Origin of the sequence: Arsukibacterium tuosuense (genome assembly GCF_900215315.1) — a bacterium.
Classification (GTDB): Bacteria; Pseudomonadota; Gammaproteobacteria; order Enterobacterales; family Alteromonadaceae; genus Alishewanella; species Alishewanella tuosuense.
Window position 1 is genome coordinate 111,066 of sequence record NZ_OBEB01000001.1, and the last position, 14,462, is coordinate 125,527.

Consider the following 14,462-nt stretch of genomic DNA (forward strand, 5'->3'; position numbering starts at 1 on the left):
TTTAACACTGAATAAAATGCGGGCGTTTAAGGCGTCAGCTGATAGTGTTGCAAAAATGCCAGGCGTTCCCGCTGACAATAATCGGTAATGGCATTTTTAAGCGGGCTGGGGCTGAAATGATAAAAGCCATACCGGATAACAGGGACAAAGCCACGCTTAAGTTTGTGCTCCCCCTGAGCGCCGGCATCAAACCGCGCCATATTGTGGTTGATGCAATATTCGATACCCGCGTAATAACAGCATTCAAAATGTAACTTATCAAACTCGGCCAGACAGCCCCAATAACGGCCATATAAGCAACTGTCTGACTTAAAACACAATGCTGCGGCGACCAGTTCATTGTCGGCGTATGCTGCAAACACCACTATGCTGTCAGGCACATTCAGGCCCCAAAGCATGAAGGTTTCTGGTGTTAAATAGCCATTGTGTCCCGCTCTTTTCTGATAAGTCGCGCTGTAGAACTGACTGAATTTCTGCCAGAAGTCAGGGCTAAGCTCAGCACCCGTGTGACATTTAATCACGATACCCTGCTGTGTTACCTGGCGCCGCTCTTTATTGATTTGTTTACGTTTACGGGCGGGCAGCGCAGCTAAAAAGCCAGCAAAGCCGGTGTAGTTATGGTTGTGCCACTGAAACTGGATATCTATGCGCGGCAGCATGCCGTGCTGGCGCATAAGTTGCTGGCTTGGCAGATCCGGGTATAAACATTGAAAGTTACTGCATGCCAGTTGCTGCTGACGCTGTTTAACTGCCTGCAAAAGTAACGGGAAAAGCTGGTCCGGGTTTTCGCCAGTAGCTACGCCAAGCCTGGGCCCCTCGGCCGGCGTAAATGGAATAGCGCAGAGTAATTTGGGGTAATAGCTTAACTGATAATGCTGATAAGCTTCCGCTATTGCCCAGTCAAATAAGTATTCGCCATAGGAATGTAACTTCAGATACAGCGGCATAGCTGCAATTAAGCAACCGTCGCGATACAGCAGCAAATGTTGCGGCAGCCAGCCAGTGCCTTCGCCAACACTGCCCCCCTGCTCTAACGCTGTCAGAAAAGCGTGGCGGCAAAACGGCATGTCAGCAGTAAATAAGCTGTCCCATGCCGCTGCACCAATGTTTGCTAACTGGTCGCACAGCTTTATTTCTATCATTCGTTGCTAATTGCTGTCATCAGCCCTTTTATGCGCCAGATATTAATCAAGCTTTTGCGCTGCCTCTAATTCTTTTTCCAGACGGTTACTTTCGTCTGCCCGGGGTTTAGCAAAGCGGGCCAATGCCAGATAAAGTACTGGTGTCAGATACAGGGTAAATACTACCGCAATACCCAAACCACCAAACACCACCCAACCAATGGCATTTCGTGCTTCTGCGCCAGCGCCACTGGATAAAATAAGTGGTAAACCACCCAGTAAAGTTGACAGTAATGTCATGGCAATTGGCCGTAAGCGGATTTGCGCCGCTTCTTCTACCGCTTTTCTGACGGTATAGCCGCGGTCCCGCAACTGGTCAGCGAATTCAACCAGCAAAATGGCATTTTTAGCCAACAGGCCAATCAGCATTACCAGGCCAATCTGGGAATAGATATTAATAGATGTGCCGGTTAAAAACAGCGCAAATAAAGCGGCGGCAATACCAAATGGTACCGTCGCCATTACCACAACTGCGCTGTTGGCGCTTTCAAACTGGGCCGCTAATACCAGCAAGACAATGACAAAAGCCAACACATAAGTCAGGGTGACTTCACGCGCAGTTTCCTCGAAGGTTAGCGCCTCACCCAGAAATACCAGGCCGATATTAGCAGGAAGCTCCTGTTGGGCCAGCGCCCGCAGTTGTTCTACTGCCTGATCCAGTGGGTAATCTGCCGGCAACTCCATTTCCATTTCAATAGCCCTGCGCTGCGCCTGACGCTCAAGCTCAGCCGCAACTCCCTCCTCTGAAATATAAGCCAGGCTGGATAACGGCACTAAGCCGCCGGTTCGGGAGCCCACATAAAGATTTGCCAGATCAGAAGGATCGGTCACTGAGGTAGCCGCCGCTTGCAAAATAATGGGTATTGATTGGTCGCCCACATTTAAATCGGCTAAGTCATCACCGTTTATCGCTACCCGCAAGGTTGCGGCAATATCAGACAGCGGCACACCTAATTCTTCAGCGCGGCGCCGGTCAATATTAACTCTTAGCTGTGGCTGGGTTGGCTGATAAGAAATGCGCGGCATCCCCAGTTCAGGCATTTGCTGCTGAATAGCTTTTGAGAATGCCTGAGCGGCGGCAAAGATACCGGCATAAGACTCACCGGTAAGTGCCAGTTCCAGGCCACCGCCCTGGCCGCGCAGGTTCAGGCTGTTAGAACCAAAGGCCCGCGCCGGCGCCCCCGGAATCGCGGCAAGTTGCGGACTAATCTGATTAATTATCTCCTGCTGCGACTTACTACGTTCACTCCAGTTTTTCAGTGGCACCGTGATAAATACCAGATTAGGGTCCCATTGGCCCACGACCGTATAAATAGAGTCAATATCGCCATCATCAACATAAGGGAGCAGAATTTCCTCCATTTTATCTGCCTGGCGGTCCATAAAGTTTAAACCAACGCCATCAGGGCCACGGGCGAATACTCTGATAGTACCGCGGTCTTCACTTGGCATCAGTTCATTATCAAGCACCAGATATAAGGCACCTGCACCACCGGCGGCCAGCAAACAAGCAATAAAAACAATGATAGCGTGGTCCAGGGTCCAGTGCAGGCTGCGGCTGTAAATAGCAAGCAGCCGGTTACCTATGCCACCAAACATATTTCTGGCGCCCTCTTTAATGGGCAGACGGGCCGTTAATGCCGGTACCAGTGACAAGGCGACAAAGGAAGAAATAATAACAGCCGCAGCCAACACACCACCAAATTCACGGAATAAGCGGCCAGCAGTTGACGGTAAAAATGCAATTGGCACAAACACAGCGACCAGTACTGCAGTAGTGGCCACCACCGCGAAAAATACTTCCCGGGTGCCGATAACTGCAGCTGCGCGTGCGCCTAAGCCCATACTGCGCCGGCGCTGAATGTTCTCTGAAACTACAATGGCGTCATCCACAATTAAACCGGTTGCCAGAACCAATGCCAGCAATGTCAGAATATTTATTGAAAAGCCCATCAACCAGATGGCGGCCAGTGCCCCAATCAGCGACACCGGTATAGATAAGGCTGGGACAATGGTGGCGCGCCAGGAACCAATAAACAGCCAAAGGGTAAAAATAACCAGCAAAACAGTAAGCGCCAGTGAGGTAATAACTTCGCGCACCGAGCCGCGGATAAATTCGGCATCATCAGAGGTTACCTGCAATTGCAGCTCTGGAAAACGGCTCTCTACCTGCTTCACCAACGCCAGTACTTCATCAGAAATTTCGATGGTATTAGAGCGGGCCTGACGAATAATGCCCAGGCCAATAACCGGCCTGCCGTCCAGCCGCACCATACTGTTAGCATCTGCCGGCCCAAAATAGACGGTGGCGACATCGCCAATCCTCGTGTTACCACTAACGATAATGTCTTCCACCTGTTCCGCACTGACTGACGTGGCATCGGCCCGGACGATAAGCTGTTGATCCGTTGAGCGCATACTGCCAGCCGGCACATCAAAAGGTGCCTGGCGCAGCGCAGCAGCAACATCGGTCACTGCCAGATTAAAGCTTGTCAGACGAAGCGGGTCCAGAATAACCCGCAGCACCCGCTCCCTGTCACCATTTAGTCTGACGTCAGCCACCCCTGGTATGGTTAAAAACAAAGGCGCCAGGTCGGTTTCAATCCGCTCCGTCAACGTTTCTAAATCGAGCGTGGTACTCGATACCGCGATACTGACAACTGACTGAGCATCATTATCGGCTTTTATAATGGCTAAGCGCTCCACCCCGTCAGGTAACTCACGTTGCACCCGGCTTACTGCTTCACGCGTCTCATTGGCGGCATCATCTAAATTAGTACCGGGACGAAACTCGACCCGAACCCGTGAGCTGCCCTCTTCACTGGAGGCATTAATAGACTTAACCCCGGACACCCGTGCTACAGCGCCTTCAAGCTTACTGGTAACTTCGGTATCAACAGTTTCCGGCGAGCCGCCCGGAAAACTGGCTGTCACTGAAACTATAGGCCGGTCAACATCGGGTAACTCCCTTACTTCCAGACCATTAATGGCAGCGATACCGGCAATGATAATAAGCAGATTCAGAACAACAATCAGCACCGGCCGCCGGATAGACAGCGACGGTAAATCGTTGTGAACAGGATTATTGTTCATAAGCCAGCCCGTTGCACGTTTGCAGCCTGCACTGGCTGACCTGCCCGCAGGCTTTGTACGCCTTCGGTAATTAACATATCACCTTCGTTCAGTTCCGCCGAGACCAGCAACCGGCCACTCAGTCGTTGTTTAATCTGAACGTCCACTTTTTTAGCTTTATTGTCAAGCTCTAACCAGACATAGGCACCGGTCGCTCCCCACAGTAAAGCAGCTTCGGGTATCACAGCGTAAGCTTCGCCCCTTACTTCAAGTTTAACCCTGAAGCTCATGCCAGGCCGGTAGCGATCTGCACTGTTATCGAGTAATGCCCGAACCCTGATAGTCCGGTTAACATCATCAATTCGTGAGTCAACCTGGCTGATCTCAGCCTGCAGGTTAATAGCAGCGCCCTGCCAGGGTTGCAGAGTAAGTTCAGGTTGTTGTTGCAGCATTGCCAGTGCAGTTTCCGGTGCCCGGAAATTAATAAGCAGCTGCTCGCGGTTGTCCAGGGTGGTAATGGCAGTCTGCAGGGTAATTCTGTCGCCGACCTCAACGTCGGTCAAACCGACCACACCGGCGAAGGGGGCTCTGACTGTGCGGTCTTCCAGTTCAGTTTCTGCTTCTGTCAGTGCCACATTAATTAAATCACGCGCAGTAATCGCATCATCTAATTCACTCTGCGCTATCGCACCCTGCCGGCGACTGGTTGTCAGGCGCTCAACGGTGCGTTCAGCATCTGCCAGTTGAATGCGGGCGCGATCGACAGCCACCCGCTGCCGGCGTGCGTCCAACTCCAGCAAAATGTCGCCACGTTGAACTTTCTGGCCGGGAATAAAGTTAATTGCGGTAACTTTGTCGGCAACAGCGGGATAAATCACGACTGATTGTACAGCCTCTGCGGAGCCGACCGCTTCAATCCGATTGCTCACCCGTTCAAACTCTACCGGCATACTAATGACTTGCGCCGCACGCCCCTCACCACGGCCCTGAGCCTGAGCGCTGTAACTGATCCCACTAACTAAAACTGATACGGCCAGGCATACCGCTTTTTGCCATGCTGTTGTCATTTATTGTCCTTTTGTGGCACTGATGCCACTATTTTCTGGAAACACTTAATTTAACGTCAGCCGTTGAGTGTTTCTCAAGCTGCAAATCGTTGTATCTCAAGATACAGACCGTCAATATACGGTTTTTGCGCAACAATGATCACTAAACTCGCTCAATTGGCGACCAGCTGCGGTAATTTGAGTTGAGCGGCGTATATGCATCGACAGCAATGCGGACGGCTGCTAGCATCATTTCACCGTTTACTGTCAAATGAGGCTGAGCATGCCAGATGTTGCAACGCATAATAATCCCGGCAACTATTACGATAAAGTGTGTTGGTCCGTCAAAATGCGCTGGTTTATGTTAAGCACTATCGTATTTACCGTCGTGTTGTCCTGGAGCGGTGTGATTGATCATTATACGACAGCGTACCTTGACGAAGCGTTGGTTCAGGCCAGTTCTGCATTTTTAATCGCCAGAGGGATGAATGCACTCATCTCATTTTTACAATCGGTTACTTTTGAGTTTAGCGTTGGCATTGGTGGTTCGGTCGGTGCGGGTCAGGTACTGGACCCACTAAACGATCTGGTCGAACAGTATTCATCAGCGATGAAACTGGCGATTGGTTCGCTGGTTATTCAGAAAGTGTTACTGGAGATTGTCAGCGATACCTTTTTTAAAGCTGTACTGACAATTTCAGCCTTGTCGGTGGTGCTTAGCTCATTGTTTTCCAATTTATTTACTAATAATTTTGCCAAACTGGTATTACTTCGCCTTTTTCTGGCCTTATTATTTTTAAGGTTTGCCCTGGTACTAGTTGTTGCAGCAAATGGTTTGGTAGACAACGCGTTTTTGCATGACCGCACTGAAAACCAAATGCAAATTCTGGAAACTATCGAGGGTGTAAAAGAGCAGAGCGAGCAGCTGGTAAATCCGGCATTTAACCGCGAACTTACCGACAATATTAGCGAGTTGCAGCTCCAGCTGACCAAAATAAGCCAAGATTTGGATGGCTTACAACAACGCCAACGACAAGGTCAGCAGGAACTCCAGCGCCTTCAGCAACAATTGGAAAATCTGGTGCGGGAACTGGGTACCAGCCAACGCTTAAATTTTTTGAATCCGGATCCCAGAGTACAACAACTGAATGACAAAATAAAACAGCGTCAAACCGCCTTACAAAGCTGGCAAAGTCAGCAACAGGCTTTGCTACGGCAACAAGCCGGTATTAACAATCAAATTCAGCTTGCTGAACTGGCATTAGAAGGTAAAACGCCAGGATTCTTCGCCGCAATCAGCAATAGCTTCAGCTCGTTGGGAGATGGGATCGCCGCCATTAAAGATACGGTCAATCCACGGCAGGTATACCAGCTAAAACAGCGGCTGGACGACGCAGTCAATAATATTCTAAATGTTATGGCCTTGTTTTTCCTGAAAACCCTGCTATTGCCATTGCTGTTTTTATATCTACTGAACAAAGGGTTCCGACTGATATGGCGCATTAATCCGAGCGTGACAAGGCAACCGGTTAACGGCTAATATCGGTTTTTTAATGAAGGGATTTTAGCCATGCTGTATATGGTGATGCTCGGTGGTAACCACCCGAAAGCCAGTGTTGAAGTACATGATGTGGTGTTTGTAGCGGGTGACACGCTTGAGCAAACATATCCGCAATTGCAAGCCTTGTGGTTTGCCGATCCGAAAGGGCTGCATATTGATGCCTGGATGGCGATATCAGGGGTTGGTCCTTACGCAGTCACTCTCACCGATAGTCCGGCTGAATCAGGCCCGCACTTATATTTTATTAATCTGGGCGGTTATGTCGGCAGTGTGTTTGGGGAAGATCACCGTTATCTGGTGCTGGCTGCTGAAAGTAAGGCTCAGGCTAAACAGGCGGCAAAGCAGCAGCTGAGCCTGAAGTGGGACAAGCCCCACACCGACAATATATTTGAAATAGAGCAATGCGTGGCAATTGAAGAGGTCGCCGGGCGCTATATTCAGCTGCGGCCGGCTCCTCATCAGGATTGTTACTTCGAAAATGATTACATTGTTATTGGTTGAAATTAATCAACCAATATCGGTAGTGCTAACGAAAATCAGGCCAGCGGCCTGGTTTTAACCTGGTTTACCCAGTTCTGTACCCGCCGCTCTAACACGCTAAGTGGCAAGGCACCGCCCGTTAGAATGGTGTCGTGAAACTCACGGATGTCAAAGCGGTCGCCCAGCTGTTGCTCAGCAAACCGGCGCAATTCCAGAATTTTAATCATCCCTATTTTATAGGCTGTTGCCTGGCCCGGGATCACAAGATAACGCCGCACTTCAGACAGCACTGCGCCTTCGGCTATCGGGGTTTTTTCCAGGAAGTAATCGATCGCTTGTTGTTCAGTCCAGCCTTTACTGTGTAAACCGGTATCAACCACCAACCGGACGGCCCGCCACATTTCAGTGATCAACCGGCCAAAATCCGAATAGGGGTTCTGATAAGCGCCCATTTCTTTTGCCAGCAGTTCCGCGTATAACGCCCAGCCTTCTGAATAGACGGTAAAGCGGGCCTGAGTGCGGAAGGTTGGCACTGACGTTAACTCCTGAGCTATCGAAATTTGCATATGATGGCCAGGACTGCCTTCGTGATACGCGATGGCTTCCATCTCATTCTTTGGCATCGAGCGCATATCGGACAAATGGGCGTAGTAAACACCTGGCCTGCTACCGTCAGGTGTTCCGGGGAAGTAATGTTGCGCTGCGCCGGGTTGCTCCCTAAATGGCTCTACTCTTTTAACCACCAGGCCAGCCTTGGGCAACGTGCCGAAAAACTCCGGCAGACGACTATTGATAAAATCCAGGTATTGCTGTGAGTCATCAATATAAGCCTGTCGTCCGGCATCGGTATCAGGGTAATAAAACTGATCGTCTTTCTTAATAAACTCGAAAAATGCCTGCAAATCGCCGGGAAAACCCACCTGGTCTTTTATAGCCTTCATTTCAGCGGTCAGCCGTTCAACTTCTTTCAGACCAATCTGGTGGATTTGATCGGCAGTTAAATCTGTGGTGGTAGACACTTTTAACTGATGGTTGTAGTAGGCTACACCGTCCGGATGCTTACCCACGCCCGTCGCATTGTCTTCAGTATTAGTAATGTCATCTTGCAGCCACTGCTTCAGGCCAGCGTAAGCAGGCTGAAAATGCTGTTGCAATGCAATTTTAGCGGCATTAGTGAGCTCTTTCGCTTGTTCATCGCTTAGCTTATCTGCTTCAATCAGACTGTTGATTTTCGATTTAGTGTCAGCCCACAGCGGAATATCCTGCTCACTGTCTGATAAAGGTGCGCCGGTCAGTAAACTGTCTAATTGGCTCAGTACGCCTTCATAGGCGAAGCGTGGCGGTCTTACACCCTGCTCAGCATTGTGTTGGGCCCGCACCAGCAAATCGCTAATCGCTTTGCTGATCCCTTCAATGCGGCTGACATAAGCCTGCATATCGTCTGCATTGTCTACTTTATGAAAATTGATAAGAATTTGTGGCAGTAAAGCGTGGATCCCCTGCATTTGGGTAAATACATATTGATTATTCCTGAACCTGGCACCCGCTTTAGCCATTTCATACTGGTAAACCCAAACGTCATAAGATGTCTGCGCTTCCAAATCAAGCTGTTCGTAGTCGAAATTAGCTTTAAGTTCAGCAACTGTGCCTTCCAGCCATTCAAGTTGTTGTTGCTCGGCCTCAAGCGTAACCTCATCAATCTGGTCGTATTTGTCTTTGCGGCCCATAAAAGTCATCTGAATGGGACTTTGCTGCAATTGCTGTTCGAATTTATCTTCAAACCATTGGTTCAAACGCTCGGTAGCAGATGTTGCATCGGCAGCAGACTGCTGACTGGCCATTTGCTCAGCAGCCGGGTTTTGGCTGGTATTATTAGTAGTATTTTCCGGGGCGGGGTTACAACCGGTCAACACACCGGCGACAGCAAGACATAACAGAGATTTACGCATTACGGATCCTTATTAACGGACGGACATTGACCTCAGCGTACCGTTAATAAGAAGCGTAGTCTAAAACTAAATGTAACAAGGTTTATCAGTGTAACTAACTGACCACACTGACTTAACCGCTCACCCTTTTATAATGCCGATATTGTGGTTTCCAGAAGTTATCCTCTATCCGTTGCTGCAGTACATTATCATCAATTTCCAGCGCTAAACCCTGTTGTTGGGCAACTTTAGCCACCGCAAAGGCAATTTTTTTACTCAGTTCGGCCAGTGCCGTAAACGGTGGTAATAAGCCGCCTTTACCGGTATTTGCCAGTGGCGAGGTTGCCGCCAGAGTTTTACTGGCAGCACGGAGCATTTCGTCGCTGATTAACCGCGCTTTCACGGCAATTACCCCCAGGCCAATACCCGGAAATATGTAACTGTTATTGCACTGGGCAACCAGATGTTGTTTACCCTGGTATTCAACCGGGGCAAAAGGGCTGCCGGTAGCAACAATAACATCACCACCAGTCCACTCAATTACCTGCTGAGGTGTCGCTTCCACCTGACGCGATGGGTTGCTCAGCGGGAAAATAATAGGTTTATCACACCCCTTCTTCATGGCCCGCACGACCTGCTCGGTAAAAAGTCCGGCCTGGCCTGAGACACCAATCAATATATCTGGCGCAGCGCAATTCATCACGTCCAGCAAACTTGGGTAATCGCCGCTATAGTTCCATTCTGCGATAGCTGCGGTACTCTGGGTCAACACCTGTTGAAAATCACGTAAGTCCGGCATCGCATCTGTAAGCAGGCCAAAGCGGTCCATCATAAATATTTGCTGGCGGGCCTGCTGTTCAGTAATCCCCTCGGCCACCATCTGACTAATCACTTGCTCAGCAATGCCACAACCGGCAGAGCCCGCCCCTACAAACACCACCTTCTGCGTGCTGAGTTTAACGCCTTTGCTTAAACACGCTGCCAGCAAGGTACCGACTGTTACGGCAGCAGTTCCCTGAATATCATCGTTAAAACAGCAAATTTGCTCCCGATAACGCTGCAATAACGGCATCGCATTGGGCTGGGCAAAGTCCTCAAACTGAATTATCGCTTCCGGCCAGCGTCGTTTCACCGCTTTTATAAACAACTCTATAAACTCGTTGTAGTCGTCCTGCCCTATCCGCTTCTGGCGCAAGCCCATGTACATCGGGTCATTTAATAGTTTTTCATTATTTGTGCCGACATCAAGCATTACTGGCAAAGTATAAGCCGGGCTAATGCCACCGCAGGCGGTATACAGCGAGAGTTTGCCAATTGAAATACCCATACCACCAATGCCCTGATCGCCAAGCCCCAGCACCCGCTCACCGTCGGTCACTACTATGACTTTTACTTTTGCTTTGGTCGCGTTACGCAGCACGTCATCCAGATTGTAGCGGTCTTCAAAACTGATAAATAACCCGCGGGCACTGCGATAAATATCAGAAAATTGTTCACAGGCATCACCTACCGTCGGAGTGTAGATAATCGGGATCATTTCCTCTAAATGTTGCTGCACCAGACGGTAAAACAACGTTTCATTGTTGTCCTGAATGGCCCGCAAATAAATATGCTTGTTGATGGCGGTATCAAAGCTTCTGTATTGCAGATAAGCCCGGCTGACCTGCTCTTCAATGGTTTCAAACCGCGGGGGCAGTAATCCGGTCAGATTAAATGCTGCCCGCTCCTCCTTACTAAACGCACTGCCTTTGTTCAGCAATGGCGTTTCTAATAACGCTGAGCCGGAATAGGCAGTGTACAACGAGGCTTTTTCTTTTGCTTCAGGCATAACAATATTCCAAATAATAGCGCCGGCACTGCTGACAGTGCCGGTAACAGACTGGATTAATAAATAGTGCTGATACGTGGGTTCAGAACAGACAGGATAAACAAACCTTCAGTGTTGCAAAAGTCGATTGCTTTAATTAAATCAGCTTGTTCCAGATGTAATAATTCCAGCACAAAAGGATCAACCAGCGTTTTAATACTGTAAAGGTCCGGATGCTGGTTTGCTAAGGCCAGCCGAACCGTAAGATAACTGATTAATACGTCTGGTTCTGAGGCATTGAACTGGGTGCTATGTTGCCTGGCAAGAGGTTCAACAATACTGTCGGGCAACTGCCAAAGGTTTAACAGCTCTGCACCGCAGGCTGCATAGGTAAAACCCAGCGTGGCTTGTTGCAACTGCCAGGGTTTAGTTTCATCAGTATAGTTTTGACATTGCGCAGCTTGCTCGGGGGCTTGTTGCATTACTACCAGTTCACCGATGTTATGTAGTAAACCAGTAACGTATAGCCGATCAGGCTGGCGCAACCCACAAAAATTTGCCAGGTATTTACCAATCAGGGCCGCATTAATACTCTGCTCCCAAAACCGTTCCAAATCAATAGAGGATGAGCTGAATTTGCTACAGGCCGAGCTGACGGCGATACTGACGACGAGATTATAAAGCTGAGCTTTTCCAAGTACCAACAATGCTTTGCTTACCGATTCAACCTGATAAGGTAACCGATAAACAGCACTATTAGCCAATTTCAGTAATTTAGAGGTAAGAACAGGGTCAAGCAGAATAACTTCAGCGATGTCGTCCAGACTGGCAGTATCCGATTCCATTAGTTCTTTTACGCGGATATAGCTATCAGGAAAGGCAAATAATTCGACAGCATTTTGCGCATATTGCAAGGCGTTCATCGGGGACATCTCCGGTTGGGTCTCTCAGCACCAAAAGCAACTGAGGCTTTTAAGTGTTACTGCTGACGCCGATTTTACAAGTTTTTGCCGGAAAAACTTAGTACTTTTTTGTGTCAATGTTATGAAAGCTGATTTTCAGTTCCATACGCATAAAAAAGCAGCGCTTTTGCGCTGCTTTAATGAACTGAGACAATTGCGTGTTATCAGGCTACCAGACTACGCAACATCCAGGCTGTTTTTTCGTGCACTGTCATCCGCTGCGTGAGCAGATCAAGGCTGACCTCGTCTGACGCTTTATCTGCTACCGGCACAATTGAACGCGCTGTCTTAGCAATAGCTTCCTGGCCTTTAACCAGATCTTTAATCATCTCTTCAGCAGTTGGTATACCGTCAGCCTCTTTAATACTGGTTAATTTAGCGAACTCTTTATAGGAACCTGGTGCAAACTCGCCAAGCGCCCGGATCCGCTCGGCAATCTCGTCGACCGCCAAAGCCAATTCATTGTACTGGGTTTCAAATAAAGTATGCAAAGTTTGAAACATCGGGCCGGTAACATTCCAATGATAATTATGCGTTTTCAGATAAAGGGTGTAGGTGTCGGCAAGAAGAACTGCCAAACCTTCACAAATGGCTTTACGTTCGTTTTCCTCTATACCTATATTAACTTTCATATTACCGTCTCCTAATTTAATTGAGCTACTAACAAAACTATAACATGGCACAATTTAATGCTCTGCCTGTTTTGCTTTTGCGTCAGAAACATAATGTTATAACAATCAAATGGGGGCGCTACAGAAAAAAACAAGCCGGTTACTCAACGAGCTACCGGCTATTTATCAAAATTGCGATACAGTGTATGGATATGGCGGTCGTTAGCTGGCCTGAGCAATCAGGTACTCTTCGTAAGTACCGGCAAAGTTACGCACGTCCTGACCGGTAATTTCTATGATCCGGCTGGCCAGTGAAGATACAAATTCACGGTCGTGGCTAACGAATATCAGCGTACCTTTGTAATGTTCCAGTGCCATATTTAATGATTCGATCGACTCCATATCTAAGTGGTTAGTCGGCTCATCCATCACCAGAATATTGGGCCGCTGCAGCATCAGTTTGCCAAATAGCATCCTGCCCTTTTCACCACCCGACAACACCTTAACCGACTTTTTAATTTCATCCTGTGAAAATAATAACCGACCCAGGATGCCGCGAATGGCCTGTTCGTCATCAGATGGCTGCTTCCATTGGCTCATCCAGTCAAACAACGTCATAGGCGCTGCAAATTCATGGGCATGATCCTGCGCATAGTAACCAATTTTAACGTTCTCAGACCACTTAACTGTGCCGGATTCCGGGGTTAAATCGCCCATCAGGCATTTTAACAAAGTCGTTTTACCGATACCGTTGGCGCCTAAAATGGCCACTTTCTCACCAACTTCAATGGTCATATTCAGGTTTTTTAAAAGTTGCAGCTCAGCAAAGCTTTTATTCAGACCTTCAACTTCAAGTGCCAGGCGATAAAGTTGCTTTTGCTGTTCAAAGCGGATAAATGGATTAACCCGGCTGGACGCTTTCACTTCTTCCAGCTGAATTTTATCTATTTGCTTGGCACGTGACGTTGCCTGCTTCGCTTTCGACGCATTGGCAGAAAAACGACTGACAAAAGTCTGCAATTCAGCAATCTGGGCCTTTTTCTTGGCGTTATCAGACAGCAGTCGTTCGCGGGCCTGAGTGGCGGCAAACATATATTCATCATAATTGCCCGGATACAGGCGCAGTTCACCATAATCCAGATCAGCCATATGGGTGCAGACACTGTTTAAAAAATGGCGGTCATGCGAAATAATCACCATAGTGCTGTTGCGCTCGGCCAGCACGTTCTCTAACCAGCGAATGGTATTAATATCCAGGTTGTTGGTCGGTTCGTCCAGCAGCATTATTTCCGGATCGGCAAACAATACCTGAGCCAGTAACACCCGAAGTTTAAAACCCGGCGCGATAGCAGACATCGGACCGAAATGCTGTTCAACCGGGATCCCTACTCCAATCAGTAATTCACCGGCACGGGATTCCGCAGTGTATCCATCCATTTCACCAAAAGCGACTTCCAGATCGGCCACTTTCATGCCATCTTCTTCGCTCATCTCGCTACTGGCATAAATCCGATCGCGTTCTTCTTTTACTGCCCACAATTCAGCGTGGCCCATAATCACCGTATCAATGACTGAATACTGCTCAAAGGCAAACTGATCCTGATGCAATTTCGCAACCCGGTGGTTTGGTTCAACCGACACATTGCCGGCAGTCGGCTCAAGTTCGCGACTGAGGATTTTCATAAAGGTCGATTTACCACAACCATTGGCCCCGATCAGACCATAGCGGTTACCCTCACCGAATTTGATAGAAATGTTTTCAAACAACGGCTTGGCGCCGAATTGCATTGTAATATTGGCAGTTGAGATCACTA

Annotated in this window: 10 protein-coding genes; 2 read left to right on the forward strand and 8 right to left on the reverse strand. The window is 48.6% G+C overall.

Translation table 11 applies throughout. From position 1 onward, the window contains the following. Positions 1–26: 26 nt before the first annotated feature. The 3 genes from CRO03_RS00495 to CRO03_RS00505 are packed head-to-tail and all read right to left on the reverse strand — an operon-like array spanning position 27 to position 5,320. Entirely contained in the window at positions 27–1,142 is a 1,116-nt protein-coding gene (locus CRO03_RS00495; RefSeq protein ID WP_097109632.1) for a GNAT family N-acetyltransferase, read from the reverse strand. 42 nt (positions 1,143–1,184) lie between these two features. Beyond that, positions 1,185–4,274, reverse strand: coding sequence for an efflux RND transporter permease subunit (locus CRO03_RS00500; protein ID WP_097109633.1), 3,090 nt, complete (start codon positions 4,272–4,274; stop codon positions 1,185–1,187). Beyond that, positions 4,271–5,320, reverse strand: a complete 1,050-nt coding sequence (locus tag CRO03_RS00505) for an efflux RND transporter periplasmic adaptor subunit (RefSeq protein WP_097109634.1) — start codon at positions 5,318–5,320, stop codon at positions 4,271–4,273. Before CRO03_RS00505 ends, CRO03_RS00500 begins: the two co-directional genes overlap by 4 nt. 262 nt (positions 5,321–5,582) lie before the next feature. Between CRO03_RS00505 and CRO03_RS00510 the strand changes: the two genes are divergently transcribed. Together CRO03_RS00510 and CRO03_RS00515 are read left to right on the forward strand one after the other, a co-directional pair. After that, positions 5,583–6,839 (forward strand): hypothetical protein, encoded by a 1,257-nt coding sequence (locus CRO03_RS00510; RefSeq protein WP_097109635.1) that lies wholly within the window; start codon positions 5,583–5,585, stop codon positions 6,837–6,839. A gap of 30 nt (positions 6,840–6,869) precedes the next feature. Continuing rightward, positions 6,870–7,361: a DUF1543 domain-containing protein gene (locus CRO03_RS00515; RefSeq protein ID WP_097109636.1), complete on the forward strand. Its 492-nt coding sequence runs from the start codon at positions 6,870–6,872 to the stop codon at positions 7,359–7,361. 35 nt (positions 7,362–7,396) lie between these two features. Here the strand turns inward: CRO03_RS00515 and CRO03_RS00520 are convergent, their stop codons facing one another. The 5 genes from CRO03_RS00520 to CRO03_RS00540 form a co-directional block, all read right to left on the reverse strand. After that, positions 7,397–9,289: a DUF885 domain-containing protein gene (locus CRO03_RS00520; protein WP_097109637.1), complete on the reverse strand. Its 1,893-nt coding sequence runs from the start codon at positions 9,287–9,289 to the stop codon at positions 7,397–7,399. 112 nt (positions 9,290–9,401) lie between these two features. Further along, positions 9,402–11,096 carry an NAD-dependent malic enzyme gene (locus tag CRO03_RS00525; protein ID WP_097109638.1) on the reverse strand — a complete coding sequence of 565 codons (1,695 nt, stop codon included), beginning with the start codon at positions 11,094–11,096 and terminating at the stop codon, positions 9,402–9,404. A gap of 56 nt (positions 11,097–11,152) precedes the next feature. Continuing rightward, positions 11,153–11,998 (reverse strand): HDOD domain-containing protein, encoded by an 846-nt coding sequence (locus CRO03_RS00530; protein ID WP_097109639.1) that lies wholly within the window; start codon positions 11,996–11,998, stop codon positions 11,153–11,155. Between the two features lie 203 nt (positions 11,999–12,201). After that, positions 12,202–12,669, reverse strand: a complete 468-nt coding sequence (locus CRO03_RS00535) for a Dps family protein (protein ID WP_019674291.1) — start codon at positions 12,667–12,669, stop codon at positions 12,202–12,204. A 201-nt stretch (positions 12,670–12,870) separates the two neighbouring features. Next, positions 12,871–14,460, reverse strand: coding sequence for an ABC-F family ATPase (locus CRO03_RS00540; RefSeq protein ID WP_097109640.1), 1,590 nt, complete (start codon positions 14,458–14,460; stop codon positions 12,871–12,873). Positions 14,461–14,462: the final 2 nt, after the last annotated feature.